Here is a 20,252-nt window from a genome sequence, read left to right on the forward strand (position 1 = left end):
CGCTCGTGATCGACCACCATACGCACCGCGCGCTCGCGCACTTCCGGCGCAAACTTGTTCGTCGTCTTGCTCATACAGGCTCCACCTTCTCAGGAGTTGGAGCCTCCGGCAAACCCGGCGCGGTTCACTCCGAGGCATTCTTCGAAGAACTTCTATCCGCAGATGACCAGGCCTCTGAAGCCCAGATAGCGAAAAAAATTCAGAAGCTCGACAACGGCATCGAGGCGCAGATGCGCGTCCTCGAAATCCGGGCGGATGATTGGAGCAAAGTGTTCAAGGCGCTTGCACTGAAAAAGGTGCTTTCGACGAAGGAAGCCGGAATCCTCCAGATCGCGATGCAAATGCCTTCCAAAATTCCCACCGAGAAACAGAGTATCATCCTGATCGAGGTACTTGATAAGGCGCGGCTTGAGGGAGTTGCCCTCAGCTGAGCCGTTTAGCTGGGGGATGGCGCGCCTTGAATAACTGACTTTGGACGCGAAGCAGACCTCTCTACATCCCAATTCCAAGGCCCAGATTCCGACCTCGGCCAATAACGTCCGCCAGGCTCTGCCCAACGCTGCGCCCCGGCATCTCTGGCAAGCCGAGTTGGGCTTTACGATTGCGCAGAAGCGACTCCACCTGAGGGTCGCGCTCAAGACTCTTCGCCATGCCCAGCATGCGATTGCCAACGGCATTTGCGCGGTTATCTTCGTGATCGCGTAGCAGCATCCGGCGCTGGCGATCGAGCGCTTGCCAGCGCTGGACGAACGTGTCGGCGCGAAGCTGTGGATCGGCGCGAAGTTCGGCCTCAAGCTGCATGGCGCGGACCGTGGCTGCTGTTCGCCCCTCGGCGGCTTCGCGGGTCAGCCGCGGATCATTGGCCAGTGCCGTCTCAAGATCCAGCGCCCCGTGCGGCCTGATCGCGTTCAGCCCCGCGCGACTATTGGACAGTTGCTGTCGCTGATCAGCCGTGAACGGCTCTCCGACCGAGCGCGCAAACTGCATGGCGCGGACAATCCGTGTATGGCGCGTTACGGCGTCCGGCAGCGCTGGCAAGGGTTCAAATGCTGACGCCTTTGATGGCCGCGCAAGTTCCGAAGTGCTGGTGCTAAGCCCGACCCTAGCGAACGGATCGCGCGCGGGTTCAGGCATAGCCTTCTCCAGCGCCGGTGCGGGTAGGACGATCTGACGGCGATCGGCGAAGTCGCGGGTGTAGTCGGACGCCATGTCCTTGGCACGCTCGCGAGACAGCGTCCGCACCAGCTTGCCGTCGTCGGCAAAGTCATCGCGGCCATAGTGAAGGTCGACACTCTCCCGGTGCCGCGACAGCGCGACATAGGCTGCATGGCGATCGAGACCGGGCGTTGCGAGCACGTGGACGCGATCAACCGTCACCCCCTGCGCTTTGTGCACGGTCGCGGCATAGCCGTGATCAATCGCGGCATAGTCCCTGTGATCGAACGCGACTGCGCGACCATCGTCGAGCCTCACCGCTATGCGCGTTGGCGTGATGCTTTCGATGTGCCCCAGCGAACCATTCTTGACGCCGAGGCCACGCTCGTTGCGCCCGAACATCACCCGTTCGCCCGTCGCGAACCGGCGTTCGCCCTTTTCTGCCTGCCACGTAACGTCGGGACCGAGCGCTCCCGCCTCGCGCAGCCGCTGCCGTGCGGCCAGGTTGAGCGCCGCGACCTCGTCGTTCGTGTGGGTCAGGATGATCCGGCTGGAGGTGGGCTCAGCCTGCCGCTGGCGGTCCCAGCGATCGACAAGTTCGTTGCGCGCATCCTCCCGCGTAGCGGCTGGGTGGATGGCGCCATGATCGCGATACGCGGTGATCGCTTCTGCGGTGCGTTCGGTTGCCAGATGCCGTGTCGACTGGCGCTGCCAATCCTCGTTTTGACGACGGATGTCAGTGATTTCCACGCTGCCATGACGCTCGGCGATCGAGCGGAATGCCGCGCCGGCTTCGATGGCCTGGAGCTGTTCGGGATCGCCGACCAGCACAACCTTGGCGCCGCGCTTCTCGGCCTCGGCAATCACACGCTCCATCTGCCGCGTCCCAATCATCCCGGCTTCGTCGATGACCAAGACATGACGATTGGTCAGCAGCTCCCTGCCCTGCGACCATTGATGCTCGAGGCTGGCGATCGTGCGCGACTGAATGCCGGAGCCGCCTTCCAGGTTTTCCGCGGCGATGCCGGATAGCGCCGCACCCTGGACCTGATAGCCGGCGCTCTCCCACGCATCGCGCGCAACGCCGAGCATTACCGATTTGCCGGTACCGGCATAGCCGACAACGACCCCCACACCTTGTGCCTTGGTGACATGCTCGAAGGCGCTACGCTGCTCCGGCGACAGCACCAGTTCGCGCATCGCGGCGCGGACGAGCGCGAGCTTGCGATGCTGATCGGCCACGCCGTGGCGCCGGTGCGCTTCCAGCCCGGCAGTAGCCCGTTCAAGCCGTCGCTCGGTCTCGATCATCTCGCGGCTGGTAAACCGGTCCTCGCCGCGCCCATCCTTGCCAAGCGCCACCAGCTCCGGCGAAGCGCGGACCGCGCCCATTGCCTGATCGAACTGCTCCTTGCCGTCGCTGTGCCGGTGGATGAACCGCGCGAGATCGCGCGTCGTGAACGTCGCGTGGCTGTGGCTGATCGCATCGAGCACGATGCCGGGACTGGCGATGATCTTATCGCCATTCGTGCGGGCGATTTCGAGATGCTCCGAATGCCGCTCGGACTCCAGATCCTGCGCTGCCATGCGTGACGCCGCCGGGCCGATCTTGTGCTGCGGCTCCAGCTCGATACCCTGTGCCGCAAGTGAGCGGTGATCGATCCGCGCGTCGATATCCAGTTCGGCCAACCGCTGGTTGACGTGCTCGCTCCAGCGCTCGCGCCATTTCTCCAGAAGGTCAGTGCGGTTCCAGTCGCGGTTTTTCTTGCCGAACCCGTCCTCATCCGCATCGCGCATCGTCAGCATCACATGCGCGTGCGGCTTCGCCACGCCGTCGGCGCCGACATCCCAATGCACATTGAGATCGGCAATCATCCCGCGATCGACCAACTCCCGCTTAACGAAGTCGCGGGCAAGCGCCACGCCCTGTTCCTTGGTCATCTCTCGCGGGATGGCGAACTCGATCTCGCGGGCAAGCTGCGCGTCAATCCGCTTCTCGGCCGCCTCGACCGCGTTCCACAGCTTTTCGCGGTCGGAGAGATGCTCGGGCGCGCCGTCCGGCAGCACCACCTCCGAGTGGACGACGCCGGCCTTGTTCGAGAAGTCATGGGCGCGATCGAGCCGCTCATCATGCAGGCGCGAGGCCGAACGGTAGGCAGCGGAAGCAACGGCGCTCGACCCGTTGGCGCGGGAGATGACCTTGGCCGAGAAATGGTAGATCGCCATGACGGCAATCCACTTACACTTCAAAGCGCACGTCGGCACGACGTATAAGCGCGCCCTCGAAAGATTTCATCAATCTCGGGACGGGAAAGTCTCAAGAGATTTCAGGGCATTGAGCCTGATCGAGCAAGCCGATAACTGGTCCGTCCAACCCATGCAATGGAAGGACTAGCTGTGCGCAAACCACGCGATTTCGATGCCGAGCTGAAGGCGCTTGGCGACAAGGCCAGACAGCTGAAGGAACGTAAGGTCCATCAGCTTGGCGAGTTGGTGATTGCGTGTGGCGCCGACACGTTGCCGATCGAGCAACTGGCCGGGCTTTTGCTCGCCGGCATCGAAAGCAAGGATACTTCGGCGAGGGAGGCTTGGCGCAAACGCGGCGGCGCGTTCTTTCGACGCGCAGGCGATGACACTTCGCACGGCGCTCACCAAGACACGGTTGGTACTACTAAGAATGACGGTGGCTCGTCATCGTCTGGAAGTCGCGCGCGCGAGAACTGACACGCGAGACTGGGTCATGAAACGCCGCGAACGCACGCGCCAGCTGATCGAACTTGGAGGTCTGGTCGCGAAGTCTGGTCTGGTCGAATTGACCCATGACGATCGCGCAGTGATGCTCGGTATATTGGTAGAGGCCGCCGCAATATTGTGCAGCGAAGATCGCGAGCGTCGACTTGTCTTGTGGCGCCGTCGTGGCGCGCGTGCGTTCGAAGATGTAGGAATCACGTAATCGGTTCGAACAAGACTTTCGCGCGCAGTTGGCTATGTACGCATTTTCGTAGCAAGGACGCTGCGTCATCCCTCCCCAGAATTGAGAAGCGATCAGGATCCCGACATGATTGACGAAACAACACTCAACCCGGTTGAGCTTGCGACCGAACTGACGATTGCCTGGCTCGGCAACCAGAACAACCGCGTGGCAGCCGACGATGTGCCGGCGTTCCTGCGCACGATGCATGCAACGCTGACCGAACTTTCAACGAGCGCGCCGCAAGCACCGGCCGACGCCGATGAGATTGCCGAAGATTATGTGCCGGCAGTCACGGTGCGCAAGTCACTGGCGTCGAAGGATCACATCCTTTCGCTGATCGACGGCAAGCCGTACAAGACGCTCAAGCGCCACCTCTCAGGGCACGGTCTGACGCCTGAGCAATACCGCCAGCGCTATAATCTCAAGGCCGATTATCCGATGGTGTCGGAGAGCTATTCACAGGCGCGTCGCGCGATGGCGCACAGGATCGGCCTTGGCCAGAAAGGCCGTGCCGCCCGCGCGACGGCGTTGGCCACCGCAGCGCCCGCTCCGGCCAAGCGCGCGCCGCGCAAAACCAAGACTGCCTGAAAAACCGCGAGCGCCGCGCGATCAGTCGCGCGGCGCGAGCCGCTTTTCGCACGCCTCTTTCACCAGTGTCTGCAGCAGCTCGATCCGCTCGGCGAGCCACTCCAGTTCTACGGGCGTGATCTTGTAGTGCGGCGAGTAGCGCGCGTTCACATAGGCCTGCTGCAGCAGTTCAAAGCAGCGCCGTCCGAACTTCGTGTCGCGTGGCCAGACCTGGATCAGATCGAGCACCAGCGGCTCGGCCTGGCTGCGCAGGAAGTTCAGCTTGTGCGACTTCGGGCTGTAGAGAGTCAGCGTCAGCAGCACGCAGTGATATAAGCGTTCAGCCGCTTGATGTAGGTCGAACGCCGCGTCCTTGAGATACCCTTGCTCGATGTCGAATTTGGCGATGTGAAATCGCTTCGTTGCCGACGGAAACCATTCGTCAAAATACTTCTGCGCCTCGGCTCGCACAGCCTCTTCTGACAATGGCTGAGGCGTCGCGAACGGATAATCTCCGGCCTCGTACAGCGCGATGCCTTGCTCGATCGCGTCGATGAAGAACGGACGGCCATGAATCAGATGGTCGTTCACCTCGGACAAGCTGTGCACGATGAAGGTGACCGGCGCACTGATCCGCTTGGAGATCGTCACCTCGCGCAGGAGATGGTCGTCGGCCTTGGCCCAATATTCGATCGGGTCGGTCAGCCGCTCATCGCTGACCACGACGAGAATATCATAGTCGGAATAATAGCCGCCGACCGGATCCTCGACCCAGTCGCCGCGTGCGTAGGAGCCGTAAAGGATGACCTTGAGGATGCGGCCCCGCTTCTTCCATTTCTGGGTGGCAAGCGCGGTCGCATCCTCGAATTCCGCAAACAGGATCTGCACGACGCGTTCGAGGTCGCGTCGCTTCCTGTCGGGGAGATGATCGAGATCGGTTCGCATTGCGGCTCATCCTAACGGCACGATCGCGGTTCGGACAGCCTCGCTGGCAAGGCGGCGAGACTGTCCGAACCTCAACAATGCCTCCTCTCCTTGATCCATCGGAACAGCCGCCGCCAGATCGCCCCACGCGCCCGGCCACCCCGCGCATCGACAATGTGCCTCAGGCTTTTGGCGAAATGCCGCTCTACCTGTCTGACGCTGAGCCCGGTTCGCTCGGCGATTTCCGGATAGGCCAGGTTATCGAACCGGATCGCGAGGAAGATTTCGCGCTGTAACTTTGGCATCCGACGTAGCGCCCGTTCCAGCCGCGCAATAGTCTCGGCGTCGCTCAACTCTTCGCGCATCACACCCCCTCCTGTGCGAAAGCGAGCAGGTAATCGGCCGCTTTGCTGGCAGCACTCGCCGCACGGAAGATCGCTTTCTCATCCTCACGCAACACGGCCAGCCAGCTACCGATATAGTCAGCATGCCGCACAGTCGGCGCGATCGACAGCGATGCGCAGGCAAAGGCGCTCGCCATTTCCGCGACAAGTTCCTCGCGCGCATAGTCGCCGCTGCCGAACCCGCCACGCTGATCCCGATCCAATCGGCTGCGATGCCCGGTCCAATGGCCAAGTTCGTGCAGCGCGGTGCGATACCAGTTGATCGGCTCATGAAACGCGGCCTGCGGCGGCACCACAACAAAATCTGCGCCCGGCGAATAATAGGCTTCCGCGTCACCGACCCGAAAGTCAGCGCCGCTTGCGTCAATCAGTGCCTGGACCTGCGGCAGGATATCCGCCGCCGCCGGAACATCGGGCGCTCCGGTCAGCATCTCAGGCAATCCCTCGCACTGATCGACATTGAACACCGTGAAGCGCTTGAGGAACGCGATCTGCCGCGCATCGCGATCCTCGTCCCGTGCACGCGCCTCCTCGCCCTTCGGCGTGAAGCGATCGGCATAGCAAACGGTCGTTCCTCGTTCGCCCTTGCAGACATTGCCGCCCGCCGCCTGCGCCTGCCGATAGGTCAGCCAACGCTGCGACTGATAACCACCCTCGATCACCGCCGCCCACAGGATCAGCACGTTGATCCCGGAATAGCGCCGCCCGGTCCCGGCATTATGCGGCATGGTGCAGCCGCACGCGGCACCGTCCCAAGGCTGCACCCAGGGCAGCCGCCCTGCCTCCAGCTCGGCGATTACCCGCGATGTCACCTCGGCATAAAGGCTCTGCCGGTCATTTTCGGTCTCGTTCATCATCCTTACTCCCAACCACCGCAGCCGGCGCCGGAATGGCGGGTGGGCGGCAGGAGCGGACCGACAGTCCCGCCGATGAAGGCGGGCCGCACCCGAGGGGCCCTCATCGCGCAGCGATGGGGAGGGTCCCGTTGGGCCGAAACGAAGAGCAGGACTCCGGCGCAGCCGGAGTTGCGGCACGCCGCGGCGGGACTAAGGGCAAGCGACGCCCACCCGCCAGATCGATGCCGGAGGCACCACGCCATCGCGCGTGCGCGATGTCCGCTTGCCGGCACGAAGCGCCGGCCTGATTGATCCCCTGATCAATCCCGCGTCATGCGATCGTCATCCGGATGGACCGAGACGCATGATGTGCGACTCGGCGACGCGGCAGCGGCGTAGAGCGCGGTCACGCCGAAAGCGTGAGACGCCCTGGGATTTCGACTACAAAATCGCTCACCTACGCCAGCGCATCTTTTTGGGCGCTACAAGGACCTCTCTGGTGCAACTCGGCTCCGGTCCTCTTGCACCGTCCTCTACCATGCCAATCCTGTCCGCGGGGAGCCAAAGCAACGCAGACAGGACCAGATCATGACCGATACTCCCGACCGCATCCTTCGCCTCAAGACCGTGCTCGCGCTGACCGGCCTCAGCCGATCGACACTCTACCGCAAGATCCAAGTCGGCACGTTTCCCAAACAGCTCAAGCTCAGCGAGCGTTACGCTGGGTGGCGCGAATCGGCGGTCAACGCCTGGCTGCGCAATCCGATGTTCTACAGCGTTGATGATTAGACGATTTTCCTGCCGAAAGGCGGCAGCCAAAGCTCAAGTTCGTCTCAGGAATTCCATCATCACCCCACCAAAGCCCGGCATAATGTGGGACCGGAATGTGGGACAAGAGTTGGCCGATCCAGCGAAGTCGCTGTAAATCGGCCAAATTTTTTACTTGAATGGTGGAGCCGTGGGGGATCGAACCCCAGACCTCTGCAATGCCATCGCAGCGCTCTCCCAGCTGAGCTACGGCCCCATCCGTTCAGGCCCTTGGGCCCTGGGAACGTCGCCCCTAAACGGGCGACGCTTTGTTGGCAAGCGGGTGAATCACCCCAGCCTGGAACAATTTCACATCAATTCCATGCCGGCCCGGAAAATTCCGGGCCGGCAGGTCGGATCAATGCTCGTCTTCGTCCACTGGCGTCTCGACGCCGAGATCGTCATCGCCGCCCAGATCGACTTCGTCGTCGGGCGAGGGCTCTTCATCTTCACCGGTGTCCAGATCCTCGTCGTCACCGGCGAGGTCGTCATCCTTCTTGATGAGTTCGGGCTTCGGTGCGTCGAACGGCAGCGGCTGCTTCGACTTCAGAATCGGTTCCGGATTCCAGGTCGAACCGCATTCGATGCAAGTGACCGGATCTTCGTTGCCGAGATCGTAGAAACGGGTGGCGCATTTCGGACACGATCGCTTCGTGCCCCATTCCGGCTTGATCATGTGCCGACTAGACCTTTCAAGACTATCTGGGATTTGAGGTTCCTCTTGCGAGGGTAGCCTGCAAAGTGGGGCGCGCCTTGCCATAGCGCAAGCGCACTGTCAAAGCGCCGACCCAATGTCGCATGCAAGCCCCCGCCCGCTCGAAATCGCTCACACCGGCCCATTGACCGGCCATCTCACCGTACCCGGCGACAAATCGATCAGCCATCGCGCGCTGATGTTGTCCGCGCTCGCGATTGGTGAAAGCCGCATCGAGGGCTTGCTGGAAGGTGAGGATGTGCTCGCCACTGCCGCGGCGATGCGTGCGATGGGCGCCGATATCGTGCGCGACGACGACGGCGTGTGGGCCGTCCATGGCGTCGGCGTCGGCGGCTTGCTGCAACCCGAACAGGCGCTCGACATGGGCAATTCGGGTACCTCGACCCGGTTGTTGATGGGCCTGGTCGCGAGTCACGGCATCACCGCGACCTTCACGGGCGACGCCTCGCTTTCCGCGCGACCGATGGCGCGCGTGATCGATCCGCTGTCGACGATGGGTGCCGAGATCACCGCGAGTCCCGGCGGGCGCCTGCCGCTGATGGTGCGCGGCATGAACCCGGCGGTGCCGATCAACTACACGCTGCCGGTCGCGTCGGCGCAGGTGAAGTCGGCGATCCTGCTTGCCGGACTCAACACGCCGGGCATCACCCGTGTGATCGAGCCGGTCGCGACGCGCGACCATAGCGAGCGCATGCTGGCCGGATTCGGCGCTGAGCTGACGGTCGAGGAATCAGCCGAGGGCCGGGTCATCTCGCTGGTCGGCGAGGCCGAACTGAAGCCGCAGCACATCATCGTACCCGGCGACCCCTCCTCCGCCGCCTTTTGGGTGGTGGCCGCGTCGATCGTGCCGGGATCGGACGTGGTGGTCGCCAATGTCGGGCTCAACCCGACCCGCGCCGGCATCTTCACCGCGCTCAGGCTGATGGGCGCCGATATAACCGAGGAAAATGCCCGCATCGTCGGTGGCGAGCCGGTCGCCGACCTGCACGTCCGTCACGCCGCGCTGCACGCGATTGAGGTGCCCGCCGATCTCGCGCCAAGCATGATCGACGAATATCCCGTGCTGTTCGTGGCCGCGGCCTGTGCCACCGGGCGCACCGTGGCGCGCGGCGCGCATGAGCTGCGCGTCAAGGAATCGGATCGCATCACCGCGATGGCCACGGCGCTTAGCGCGATCGGCGTGGAGACCGAGGAGTTTGAGGACGGCCTGGCGATCCAGGGCAGCGGCGGTGCCCTGCTCCCCGGTGGCGGACAGATCGCGTCACTACTCGATCACCGCATCGCGATGAGCATGACGGTGGCCGGCCTGGTTTCGACGCACAGCGTGACGATCGATGATGTCTCGCCAGTCGCAACAAGCTATCCTATGTTCTTCCAGACGCTTGATGAATTGAGAGAGCAGGCGCTGTGACCGGACCATTGGTAATTGCCGTCGACGGGCCCGCCGCATCGGGCAAGGGCACGATCGCGCGCGCGCTGGCGAAGCATTACCGCCTGCCCTATCTGGACACCGGCCTGCTCTACCGCGCGGTCGGCGAAAATGTCCGCCGCCTCGAGCTCGACCCCGAAAAGGAAGCCGATGCGGTCGCCGCGTGCGATTTCGACGATCATCTGCTTGAAGATGAGGTGCTGCGTTCGGACGAGGTCGGCAAGCTCGCCTCGATCGTCTCCGCCCACCCGCTGGTGCGCGCCGCGCTGCTGCACCGCCAGCGGCGATTCACCCGCCAGCCCGAGGGCGCCGTGCTTGACGGACGCGACATCGGCACCGTCATCGCGCCCGATGCCAGTGCCAAGCTGTTCGTCCGCGCCACACCGACGATCCGCGCCCGGCGACGTCATGCCGAACTGCGCGAGCGCGGATCCTCGGTCAGCATCGATCGGGTCCTGGCCGATATCCGTGCCCGCGACCTGCGCGATTCGATGCGCGCCGCCGCGCCGATGGTGCCGGCCAATGACGCCGCACTGCTCGACACCAGCTTCCTGTCGATCGAAGCGGCGATCAAGCGCGCGATCGAACTGGTCGACCGCCAGGTCCAACTAAAAGCGGAAAACGCCGCGCATAGTTGAGCTGGGAGTAATGAAGATCATTTCCCGATCTTGGGAAAGAACCTTCTTTTACCGTCCGGATCGGATCGATCTCCCCGGTTCAATTTCTTGACGCTGGCTCGACTCGCTCATTACTTTCCCGGCGGCAGGATCGTCCTGCTTGCTTGGGGAGTATATGGCCAAGATCATGTTCATCCGGCATGCCGAGAAGCCCGTTACGGGCATCGCCGGCGTCGAACTCAGCGGTGCGGCCGACAAGGAGGATCTGATCGTCCTTGGCTGGCAGCGAGCGGGCGCGCTGGTCCGCTTCTTCGCGCCGCATGACACCGCCAGTCTTGCGCCGGGCATCGCGACCCCGGCCACGCTCTTCGCCGCCTCTGCGGCAAGCCCCGATTCCAGCCTGCGCCCGGAACATACCGTGCTGCCGCTGTCACAGGTGCTGGGCATCACGACCGACACGACCATCGCCAAGAAGGACAAGAAGGCACTGGCCGCCGCTGCGGTCGCCGCCGCGGCGAAGGGTCCAGTGCTGGTCGCCTGGCAGCATCAGGACATTCCGGACCTTGTTGACAAGGTGGCTGGATCGAAGGTCGCACCAAAACCCTGGCCCGGCGATCGCTTCGATATGGTCTGGGTGCTCGACCAGGCGCCCGGTGCCACGGCCTGGACCTTTTCGCAGGTTCCGCAGCTGCTTCTCGCCGGGGACAGCGCCCAGCCGATCACCTAGGGCGCCTCACCTCGTGCTCCCTCGCGCGATCTTGCCTTTCTACCCCTATGGCGCTATGTGCGCGTCCGTCCGGCGAGCGGGTGCTCTCGGAGGAAGGCGCGGAGCCATGCTCTCGCGCCCTTTTCGCATTTCAACGCGTCTAGATCCTCCTGTGCCCGCCCGAACGGATGCCGCGCCGGTATTCGGCCGTCGCGGCGTTTTGGCCAAGACCGCCGGAGACAACCGGCTGGCCGGAAACTGAACTTAGGACGTACATATTTTATGGCCACTCAGGCACATCCAACCCGCGACGATTTCGCCGCCATGCTCGAAGAAACGCTCGGCGCAGCCGACAGCTTCGAAGGCCGCGTCGTCAAGGGCACCGTTACCGGAATTGAAAACGACCTCGCCGTCATCGACGTCGGCCTGAAGTCGGAAGGCCGCGTGCCGCTGCGCGAATTCGCAGCGCCGGGCCAGAAGGCCGATCTGAAGATCGGTGACGAAGTCGAAGTCTATGTCGACCGCGTCGAGAACGTCCATGGCGAAGCGATGCTGTCGCGCGACCGCGCACGCCGCGAAGCCGCCTGGGACAAGCTGGAAACCGAATTCGCCAAGACCGCCCGCGTCGAAGGCACGATCTTCGGCCGCGTGAAGGGTGGCTTCACCGTCGACCTGAACGGCGCCGTGGCGTTCCTGCCCGGCTCGCAGGTCGATATCCGCCCGGTCCGCGACGTGACCCCGCTGATGGACATCCCGCAGCCGTTCCAGATCCTGAAAATGGACCGCAAGCGCGGCAACATCGTCGTGTCGCGCCGCGCGATCCTCGAAGAGACTCGCGCAGAGCAGCGTTCGGGCCTGATCCTTTCGCTCGCGGAAGGCCAGATCATAGACGGCGTGGTCAAGAACATCACCGATTACGGTGCGTTCGTTGATCTCGGCGGCATCGACGGCCTGCTGCACGTCACCGACCTCAGCTACAAGCGCGTCGGTCATCCGAGCGAAGTGCTGAACATCGGCGACACCGTGAAGGTGCAGATCATCCGCATCAACAAGGACACGCAGCGCATCAGCCTCGGCATGAAGCAGCTCGAGAGCGATCCGTGGGAAGGCGCGATGGTCAAGTACCCCGTCGGCGCCAAGCTGTCGGGCCGCGTGACCAACATCACCGAATATGGCGCATTCGTCGAACTGGAAGCGGGCATCGAAGGCCTGGTTCACGTGTCGGAAATGAGCTGGACCAAGAAGAACGTCCATCCGGGCAAGATCGTTTCGACTTCGCAGGAAGTCGATGTCATCGTGCTCGAGGTCGATCCCGAGAAGCGCCGTATCTCGCTCGGTCTCAAGCAGGCCCAGGCCAATCCGTGGGAAGCCTTTGCCGAGGCGCACCCGATCGGTTCGACCGTCGAAGGCGAAGTCAAGAACGCGACCGAATTCGGCCTGTTCATTGGCCTCGACAACGATGTCGACGGCATGGTTCACATGTCGGACATCGCCTGGGGCGTGTCGGGTGAGGACGCCCTCAACCTGCACCGCAAGGGCGAGACGGTTCAGGCCGTCGTGCTCGACATCGACGCCGAGAAGGAGCGCATCTCGCTCGGCATGAAGCAGCTTGAGCGCGGCGCACCCGCGGTCGGCGCGACCGGCGGTGCTGCCGCTGCAAGCGGCGGCGGTTCGGGCGGCCTCAACAAGAACGCGATCGTCACCGTCACCGTGCTCGAAGTCCGCGATGCGGGCCTCGAAGTTCAGGTCGGCGACGATGGCGCGACCGGCTTCATCAAGCGCACCGATCTCGGCCGCGACCGCGACGAGCAGCGTCCGGAGCGTTTCCAGGTCGCGCAGAAGTTCGACGCAATGGTCACCGGCTTCGATCGTTCGAAGAAGCCGACCTTCTCGATCAAGGCGATGCAGATCTCCGAAGAGAAGCAGGCTGTGGCACAGTATGGCTCGTCCGACTCGGGCGCGTCGCTGGGCGACATTCTCGGTGCGGCGCTCAAGGCGCAGAGCAACGAGAACAAGAAGTAAGAAATCGGCGGGCGGGAGCGCGATTTTCGCCTCCCGCCCTACCCGTTTTGAGGCTTTGGTGTCGTATCCGACCTATCGGTATGACACAGATCAGTATATCGTTTCGCAGACGTCCCTTTGGGATGATTGATCCGGGTCTGTCTCTGCACTGTCTGTCGCAGTGCGGTCCGCGATCGAGAGGGGAATGAACACGCCATGATTCGATCCGAGCTTGTTGAAATGCTGGCCCAGGATAATCCCGATCTCGCGCTGCGCGACATCGAGGCGATCGTCAGCACATTCTTCGATGAGATTTCGCGCCGCCTGGCCGCCGATGGCCGGGTCGAACTGCGCGGTTTCGGCGCTTTCTCCACCCGCGCTCGCGACGCCCGCACCGGCCGCAACCCGCGCACCGGCGAAACCGTCGATGTGGACGCCAAGCGCGTGCCCTATTTCAAGCCCGGCAAGGAAATGCGCGCACGCCTCAACGTCTGAGGCCCCGAACGTTTGAGGCGTTGACCATCGCCGATTGACGCGCCACGTAAGCGAGCGTGCGGACGTGGCGAAATCGGTAGACGCAGGAGACTTAAAATCTCCCTCTTCGGAGTGCGGGTTCGAGTCCCGCCGTCCGCACCATTAAGTTATTGAAATAGCGCTATATTTTTTTGGCCCGCGAGCAAAAGAGCCGACTAAGCCATTGTTTTAGATCGCGAATTTGTGGTCAAATTATTTTCTTGCTCAACCTGCGGTGCAAACCTCGCCGCACCTCGCTGGACAGCCATTGAGGCGGATGATGATGATATTGGCGCGGACGAGGTCGTGGCGGCGATGCTCGCGCATCTTTTCTAACGCCAGCTGAAAGCCGATATGGGGGCCTTGATCGCCGCGCGGACGGCTAACCGGCACAGCATCGCCCAACTCCATCTCGCTAGCCGCGCCGGGCCCGGCGACATCCCCCGGATAGCCGCCGGCATGATCGGCATCCACGCCGCCCGGCTGCAATCCCCCATCGTCTCGATGGCGACCCGGATCGATGGCGTCGATGCCCACTGCCTCGCCCAGCATCTTCACCGGTCGCCGGACCTGATCAAGTTGCGCTGCATGCGCGGCACCCTCCACATCGCGCCGCTCGAGCTCGCGCCCACTCTCCACGCCGCCACCCGCGCCGCCCGCCTCGCTGTGTGCGGCAGTCTCGCCAAGCCCTTCGCAGTCGAGCCGAAGGCGGAACAGGCCCTCATCGAGGCCATCCTCGACAGCCTCGCCGGCCGGGCGTTGACGTCCGACCAGATCGTTGCGGAGATCGGGATGCGCGCCTCGCGCAAAACCGGCCTGACGAACCCGACCCCCTATCTTCGCACGCTCATCAAAACCTTGTGGGAGCGCGGCGATCTCTGCATCCGCAACCTTGCTTCCGACTGGAAGCGGGAGGGCCGCGTCTACGCCCTGCTCCGCGACGTTTATCCCAGCCTCGACCTTCACGGCCTCGACCCTGCCGAGGCGACAGCCGCGCTGCTCGCTACTTATTTCCGCCGATACGGCCCCGCCTCAATCGCCGACGCCACCTGGTGGTCGGGGATCGGTGAAACCCGGGTCCGCCAGTTCATCGCCGGCAACGCGCGCGACCTGGTCGAGGTCGCGGTCGAAGGCGTCGCCGCCGCCTGCTATCTTTTCACCGAAGATCGCGACGCGCTCGTGGATCACCGTCCCGAACCTCATGTCGAATTTCTCGCCTATGAGGACAATCTCCTGAAGGGCTACAAGATATCACGCGCCCGGTTCGTCGCCGCCGCCGATTACCCTCAGGTCTTCAACCTGATCGGCGAAGCCCGCGCGACGATCCTTGCCGATGGCCGCGTCGCCGGCATCTGGCAGTTCAACAAACGAACCGGCCGTATCGGTTGCGTTCTCTTTGGCGACCTCGACAAAGGCACCTCGGCACTGATCGATTCACGCCGCCGCCGCCTTGAGGGACTGCTGACGAACCACGCCTCTCTGCCTATGTTTGAAGATCGCCCTGACATATTCTCGGTCGGGGCTTCGGCACATGCCAATCAAGGCGCTGTTCGCCGATCGCGATAGCCAGACCGCCGCGCCCTATCATGAGCGGCGCAGGGAGGAGCCCGGCGATTCGATCGAGTTGGTGCCGCCGGTCGAGTTCCTTTTGCGCGGTCGCTGACAAGGCACACACGATCAATGTTCAAATCAGATGATGTGAGAAGACTGTAAGACTGACCATCATCGCAATCCAATGCCGAACTTTCCGCAAGGTTGGTTAAAGATACAAACACCGGGACACCGATCCAGGCACCTCTTCACACCAGCATTTGTATAAGCGCCAATACATATATGCCGACGAGACATATGGTTGAATCCCTCCATGTTGGTTGGAATTAACCAAAGCAGGAGGTTGATCGAATCTGATACTTGCGAGATACTCGCGAATCAAACAGCCGATACAGGTCGCTCCAATCGTAAGCGCAGTCGTTGCGCTCTTGTGTTTCTTCGGGAGCAGGCCGGTGGTGCATTTGATCAATCTTACCAATCACCCGCGAGAATTCGCGTGATGGCACCGCTGAACGTTCGTTTGCTCGGCGGGTTCGCGCTGGAGCGCGATGGTGCCGTCGTCGCGCTGCCGCCGACACCCAAATCGCGTTTGCTCCTCGCCTATCTGATCCTCAACCGCGATCGCCTGATCCATCGCGAGATAGTCTGCGCCACCTTATGGCCTGACGAGTCCGAAGCCGTTGCGCGCAAAGCGTTGCGCACCGCGCTTTGGCGCATCCGCAGCGCGCTGGAGGGCGAGGGCGGCGAGGGTGGTCATGTCTACTCCGACGCGTATCAGCTCGGATTCCGTGGGGATTGGCCAGTCTGGATCGACCTGTGGGCATTCGAAGACACAATCGCAATGACCGACGCCAAGGCCGACGACGCACTCCAGGCCGCCGATGGTGTAGCGATGACGATCGCCGCGCAGCTCTATCGCGGCGATTGCGCCGCCGGGCTTCACGACGAATGGCTGGCGGTCGAACAGGAACGGCTGCACAACGCCTATCTGACGCTGGTCGAGCGCGTGGCCGACTTTCATGCGCGGCGGCAGAGCTGGTTGCTGGCGATCAGTTGGGCGGAGCGCGCGCTCGTGCTCGACCCGTTGCGCGAACATCTCCACCGCGCGATCATGGCATGCCATTTATCGATGGGCGACCGGCCATCGGCTCTCCGCCAATATGCGCGCTGCGAACGCGCTCTGCGCGATGAGCTCGGCATCACCCCGATGGCGGAAACGGTCGCGCTGCGCGAAGCGTTGACCGAACCGTGCGGCGGCGAACGGCGCAACGCACAACCCAAAGTTCATCTCAAGCGGACGGCCAAACGAGTCGATGCAAGCATCGCCGACGCGCTGGCCATCGTCCGCCGCACCAATGCGCGATCCGAAGAACCGCGCGCGACCGCCTCCTCTCCCCTGGCCTGAAATTCACGTTCCTGCGGCGTTTTCGAGCCGCCGCACACGCGCGCGCAGCACCCATGAGACGCAAATGAGACGCGTACTGGGCATATGCGAGACGCGGGTCGAACTCCGGCGTCACGGATGCGGGGTGGTTACGAAACGAGGCCGAGGCGCGACTCGATTACATCTCCTGCCAAGCGCTGATCTTGGCGCGGGATGGAGTCGAAAATGCCGACCACGCTGATCGATGATTTCGGTAGCTTGGCTCCTTGGCAGGCACTGACTCCGGCGAACACCCCGTCGCTGGACATCGCTATTGCACTCGACGCTCCCGGCCCGGCGTTGCCGGCTGGCGGGAAGAGTTTGCGCGCAGACATCGCCGCGACCGCGACGGGACATCGCATCGAACGCGTCATTCCTGCCACTAATCTCAACACCTTCTCCGAACTGCGTTTCTGGATACGCGGCAGTCAGCCGACGTCCGAGGCATCGGCGGCGCCGTTTCGCCTTGAGTTCAGGCTTGGTTCGGCGGCGTTGCCGATCAACGCACCTGGCAATGACTGGCATCGCCGACTGCCCATCGCACCAGCCGCGCGCTGGTCGCTGGTGCGGCTGGCGCTTGACGACCTGCCGCCGGCCGTACGCGGTGCGGCGACACGGATCGCGCTGTTCGTGTTGCCCGGCGATGGCGCGGTGTCGATCTGGCTCGACGATCTCCGTGCCGCCGCGCCACAGATGGTGGCTGACGCCGATGCAGCTCTGGTCGGCGCAATCGACGGAGGTCTGTTGATCGGCGGCACGCCGGTTCCCGCCGTGATCGATGTCCCCGGCATGGTCCTTCCAGCAACGCCCTACACCCGCATCGTCAATTATAGCGCGACCCCCGCCGACATGCTTGGTGGACAGCCGCAACGACACGGCGACTATACCGTCACCGGCCACCGCATCTACCCCGAGGCCGAAGCCTGGCATCTGCATTATCGCATCGAATTCGCGAGCGACGACGCCGACGCGCAATCGGCGATGCTCGACTTCACACTGGCACGGCTCGGGATACGCGCGACGCTCGATATCGGCGGCCTCGCGCACCGGATCGAACGCATCCGCGAGACCGAGCGCCGCGACAAGCAAGCGGTCGGCCCATTGCTCCGTTACCGGCTCACGACATCGCTCGAACGCGGCAATGCAATCCAGGTGCGCCCGGTCGGTGAAATGCGGCTGAGCACCGAACTCAACGAGGAGGCGGCATGACCGACCAGCGCTGGATGCTGCGCAACATCGCGCGGCGACCGATCGAGCTTCATGGTGGTGCGGCAGTGACCATTGTCCCTGCCGACAGCACGATCGAGGTTGCGGTAATCGATGAACGTCATGCGGCGCTGATCGATCGCGGGCTGATGACCGTACATCCGGCGCCCGCAACATCGATCGCCACGCCCGCCCCCGCGCCGCGAAAGGGCAAGGGACCGGTCAACAAGACGCCAGTCAAAAAGCCGCCGGTTAAACAGCAACCGGCCGGCAAGACACCGACCAAGACGAGCCGCCGCAAGGGAGAAGGCGCATGACCTATAATATCGGCCTGAACGTCGTCGAGGTTGACGGCACCGGCGCACCGGCAATTCCCGGTGCCGCGACATCGGTTGCGGCGTTCAACATCCTGACCAAACGCGGTCCCGCACAAAAAGCGGTGCGGATCGGGTCGTTCGCGGAATTCGAGCAGCAGTTCGGCAGCCATTTCGCTCAGGGGCTCGGCTCCTATCTGGTGAAGGGGTTCTTCGACAACGACGGCGCCACCGCCTACGTCAACCGAGTCGTCGCGACCGGCGGCGGGGCATCGACACCAGCGCGACGCACGCTGCTCGACACAGGCCCCGTCAACACGCTGACGCTGGAGGCCGGCGCGCGCGGCGTTGCCGATCCGGGATCCTGGGGGCTGGGCATTTACGTCAAGACTACCCGGCGGTCGCTGGTTTCCGGCCTTCGCCTTAATGAGACAGCGGCGGCGACTGTCGTCACCGCGGGTGCGCTTCCGGCCGCAACCGACATGGTCGCCGCGGCCTTTCCCAGCCTGATCGTTACTGTCGACAACGCACCGGGGGCGACCACCGTCACCTTCAACGCGGCCCAATTCGCCAATCCGGCAGCGGCGACGCGAGCGGAAATCCTCGCGGCGATCAACGCGGGAACCAACGACTTCGACGCCTCGTTCGACGGAGGCAATCAGCTGCGGCTGACCTCGACCGGCAATATCGCGATGACCAATGGCGGCTTCACGCGGCTCGCGGTCGCCGCCAACGCGACACTGGGGTTCGCGGCCCCCGTCAATGCCGACGCGACGATTGCGGCGCTCGGCACGAACGGTGCGACGCTGCAGTCGGTGTCTGGCCTCAACGTCGGCGATGCGATCCAGTTCGACGATGGCACGGCGCCTCCGCCCGAGCGCGCCAAGGTGATGACGATTAATCCGGTGACCCGCGCGATCACCTGGGCGCCGGCGGTAACCCCGGCCAATTACACCGTGACCGCGCTCCGCATCGCAACGCTTGAGTTCGATCTGGAGGTCTATTTGGGCGGGACCGATCCCGGTCAGAATCTGAAGGAAACCTGGCCCGGCTTGTCGATGGAAGGCGATGTCGACAATTACGCCATCACCAGGCTCAACCACCCGACCAAGGGCTCCGGCTTTGTCCGCGCCATCGACGAGCACAGCGCAACGCCGATCGGCAATGACCGTCCGGCGAATATGCCCGCCGCTCTGGCGCTCAACACCGGCGGTGTCGATGGCGTCGCGACCTCGAACGACTTCATCGGCGATCAGTCCACCCGCACCGGCTTTTATGCGTTCGATCCGTTGGACGTCCAATTGCTGACCTGCGAGCGCACCGATCCGGCCATCGCCGAAGCCGGCATCAGCTATTGCGAGGCGCGCGACGACTGCATGTATGTCGGCGCGGTGCCCGACGGGTCGATCGAGGGCGGCACCGCCCTGGCTTATGGTCAGGCGTTGCAGGGCACAAAGCGCTACGGCGCGCTCTATGGTCCCTGGATCACCGTCGCCGACACGCTTCCGGGCGCCCCGCCAACCAAGAGCATTCCGCCCGTCGGTCACGTCATGGGCGTCTATGCGCGGATCGAACGGACGCGCGGCATCTGGAAAGCGCCAGCCGGCGACGAGGCACGGCTGCGTAATGCGCTCGACGTCTCCTATCGCCTGTCCGACAATGAGCATTCCCAGTTGGTCCGCGAAGGATCGATCAACGGCATCCGCGCGCTGCCACGGGCCGGTATCGTCGTCGATGCCTCGCGCACGCTCAGCAGCGATCCGCGTTGGTATTATGTCAACGTCCGTCTGCTGTTCAATTACGTCAAATCGAGCCTGCGCGCCGGGCTGCGCTGGGTGCGGCAGGAGCCGAACCGCGACACGCTGTGGAATCTCGTCACCTATGGCAGCATCCGGCCCTTCCTGATGCGCCTGTGGCGCCAGGGGGCGTTCGGCACCGGCACGCCCGCGCATGTCTTCACGGTCATTTGCGACGCGACCAACAACCCGCCGAGCCAGGTGCAACTCGGCTTCCTCAACGTCGAAATCTATTTCTACCCGTCAGTCCCGGCCGAAACGATCGTCGTCAAGGTCGGCCAACAGCCGAGCGGTGAGACGTCCTCCGACGCCTGACC

The 20,252-nt window shown here is 63.5% G+C and carries 21 protein-coding genes and 2 tRNA genes; 17 read left to right on the top strand and 6 right to left on the bottom strand.

The window, feature by feature from the left end:
- Positions 1-431: hypothetical protein (locus OO12_RS28640; protein WP_034159975.1), on the top strand; the 431-nt coding region annotated here is incomplete at its 5' end.
- Positions 432-492: 61 nt separating this feature from the next.
- Here OO12_RS28640 and traA read toward each other — a convergent pair.
- On the bottom strand, positions 493-3,378 hold the full coding sequence (gene traA / locus OO12_RS17270) for a Ti-type conjugative transfer relaxase TraA (RefSeq protein ID WP_034159976.1): 2,886 nt from the start codon (positions 3,376-3,378) through the stop codon (positions 493-495).
- Positions 3,379-3,549: 171 nt separating this feature from the next.
- Here traA and OO12_RS27560 point away from each other — a divergent pair, with 171 nt between their 5' ends.
- The 3 genes from OO12_RS27560 (at position 3,550) to OO12_RS17285 (ending at position 4,714) form a co-directional block, all read left to right on the top strand.
- Positions 3,550-3,876: a conjugal transfer protein TraD gene (locus OO12_RS27560; protein ID WP_082006608.1), complete on the top strand. Its 327-nt coding sequence runs from the start codon at positions 3,550-3,552 to the stop codon at positions 3,874-3,876.
- A 16-nt stretch (positions 3,877-3,892) separates the two neighbouring features.
- Positions 3,893-4,105, top strand: coding sequence for a conjugal transfer protein TraD (locus tag OO12_RS27565; protein WP_082006609.1), 213 nt, complete (start codon positions 3,893-3,895; stop codon positions 4,103-4,105).
- A 105-nt stretch (positions 4,106-4,210) separates the two neighbouring features.
- Positions 4,211-4,714 (top strand): MucR family transcriptional regulator, encoded by a 504-nt coding sequence (locus OO12_RS17285; RefSeq protein WP_034159979.1) that lies wholly within the window; start codon positions 4,211-4,213, stop codon positions 4,712-4,714.
- Positions 4,715-4,735: 21 nt separating this feature from the next.
- Here OO12_RS17285 and OO12_RS17290 read toward each other — a convergent pair whose 3' ends face one another.
- From OO12_RS17290 to OO12_RS17300, 3 genes are all read right to left on the bottom strand, one after another.
- Positions 4,736-5,638 carry a HEPN domain-containing protein gene (locus tag OO12_RS17290; protein ID WP_034159980.1) on the bottom strand — a complete coding sequence of 301 codons (903 nt, stop codon included), beginning with the start codon at positions 5,636-5,638 and terminating at the stop codon, positions 4,736-4,738.
- Between the two features lie 71 nt (positions 5,639-5,709).
- Entirely contained in the window at positions 5,710-5,982 is a 273-nt protein-coding gene (locus OO12_RS17295) for a sigma factor-like helix-turn-helix DNA-binding protein (protein WP_082006610.1), read from the bottom strand.
- The gene (locus OO12_RS17300) at positions 5,982-6,875 is read right to left on the bottom strand and encodes an ArdC family protein (RefSeq protein ID WP_052216005.1); all 894 of its coding nucleotides are present in this window, start codon (positions 6,873-6,875) and stop codon (positions 5,982-5,984) included. The genes OO12_RS17295 and OO12_RS17300 overlap by 1 nt, the downstream gene beginning before the upstream one ends.
- Positions 6,876-7,445: 570 nt before the next feature.
- Between OO12_RS17300 and OO12_RS17305 the strand changes: the two genes are divergently transcribed.
- A complete protein-coding gene (locus OO12_RS17305) occupies positions 7,446-7,646 on the top strand; it encodes a helix-turn-helix transcriptional regulator (RefSeq protein WP_034159982.1) in 201 nt (66 codons plus the stop codon).
- Positions 7,647-7,805: 159 nt separating this feature from the next.
- Here the strand turns inward: OO12_RS17305 and OO12_RS17310 are convergent.
- Positions 7,806-7,881: transfer RNA gene (locus tag OO12_RS17310), tRNA-Ala, on the bottom strand.
- 141 nt (positions 7,882-8,022) lie between these two features.
- Positions 8,023-8,340 (bottom strand): FYDLN acid domain-containing protein, encoded by a 318-nt coding sequence (locus tag OO12_RS17315; protein WP_034159983.1) that lies wholly within the window; start codon positions 8,338-8,340, stop codon positions 8,023-8,025.
- Positions 8,341-8,455: 115 nt separating this feature from the next.
- On the opposite strand from OO12_RS17315, the gene aroA reads away from it, so the two are divergent.
- From aroA to OO12_RS27035, 12 genes are all read left to right on the top strand, one after another.
- Entirely contained in the window at positions 8,456-9,790 is a 1,335-nt protein-coding gene (aroA, locus tag OO12_RS17320) for a 3-phosphoshikimate 1-carboxyvinyltransferase (RefSeq protein WP_034159984.1), read from the top strand.
- An 8-nt stretch (positions 9,791-9,798) separates the two neighbouring features.
- Positions 9,799-10,446 carry a (d)CMP kinase gene (cmk, locus tag OO12_RS17325; protein WP_034160051.1) on the top strand — a complete coding sequence of 216 codons (648 nt, stop codon included), beginning with the start codon at positions 9,799-9,801 and terminating at the stop codon, positions 10,444-10,446.
- A 154-nt stretch (positions 10,447-10,600) separates the two neighbouring features.
- Positions 10,601-11,152, top strand: a complete 552-nt coding sequence (locus OO12_RS17330) for a hypothetical protein (protein WP_034159985.1) — start codon at positions 10,601-10,603, stop codon at positions 11,150-11,152.
- Between the two features lie 261 nt (positions 11,153-11,413).
- Positions 11,414-13,153 carry a 30S ribosomal protein S1 gene (gene rpsA, locus OO12_RS17335; RefSeq protein ID WP_034159986.1) on the top strand — a complete coding sequence of 580 codons (1,740 nt, stop codon included), beginning with the start codon at positions 11,414-11,416 and terminating at the stop codon, positions 13,151-13,153.
- Positions 13,154-13,348: 195 nt separating this feature from the next.
- Positions 13,349-13,627, top strand: a complete 279-nt coding sequence (locus OO12_RS17340) for an integration host factor subunit beta (protein ID WP_034159987.1) — start codon at positions 13,349-13,351, stop codon at positions 13,625-13,627.
- Positions 13,628-13,685: 58 nt separating this feature from the next.
- A tRNA-Leu gene (locus OO12_RS17345) sits at positions 13,686-13,768 on the top strand.
- A 240-nt stretch (positions 13,769-14,008) separates the two neighbouring features.
- On the top strand, positions 14,009-15,211 hold the full coding sequence (locus tag OO12_RS17355; protein ID WP_160296833.1) for a DNA glycosylase AlkZ-like family protein: 1,203 nt from the start codon (positions 14,009-14,011) through the stop codon (positions 15,209-15,211).
- Complete coding sequence (locus OO12_RS29305) at positions 15,177-15,308, top strand: hypothetical protein (RefSeq protein WP_268747927.1); 132 nt, start codon at positions 15,177-15,179, stop codon at positions 15,306-15,308. The genes OO12_RS17355 and OO12_RS29305 overlap by 35 nt, the downstream gene beginning before the upstream one ends.
- 387 nt (positions 15,309-15,695) lie before the next feature.
- Entirely contained in the window at positions 15,696-16,601 is a 906-nt protein-coding gene (locus OO12_RS17360) for an AfsR/SARP family transcriptional regulator (RefSeq protein ID WP_034159990.1), read from the top strand.
- 204 nt (positions 16,602-16,805) lie between these two features.
- A complete protein-coding gene (locus OO12_RS17365; RefSeq protein ID WP_152616495.1) occupies positions 16,806-17,828 on the top strand; it encodes a hypothetical protein in 1,023 nt (340 codons plus the stop codon).
- Complete coding sequence (locus OO12_RS17370) at positions 17,825-18,142, top strand: hypothetical protein (protein ID WP_034159992.1); 318 nt, start codon at positions 17,825-17,827, stop codon at positions 18,140-18,142. The genes OO12_RS17365 and OO12_RS17370 overlap by 4 nt, the downstream gene beginning before the upstream one ends.
- Positions 18,139-20,250, top strand: coding sequence for a phage tail sheath family protein (locus OO12_RS27035; RefSeq protein ID WP_052215999.1), 2,112 nt, complete (start codon positions 18,139-18,141; stop codon positions 20,248-20,250). Before OO12_RS17370 ends, OO12_RS27035 begins: the two co-directional genes overlap by 4 nt.
- The last annotated feature ends 2 nt before the right edge of the window (positions 20,251-20,252 follow it).

It is taken from the genome of Sphingomonas sp. ERG5, assembly GCF_000803065.1.
Classification (GTDB): Bacteria; Pseudomonadota; Alphaproteobacteria; order Sphingomonadales; family Sphingomonadaceae; genus Sphingomonas.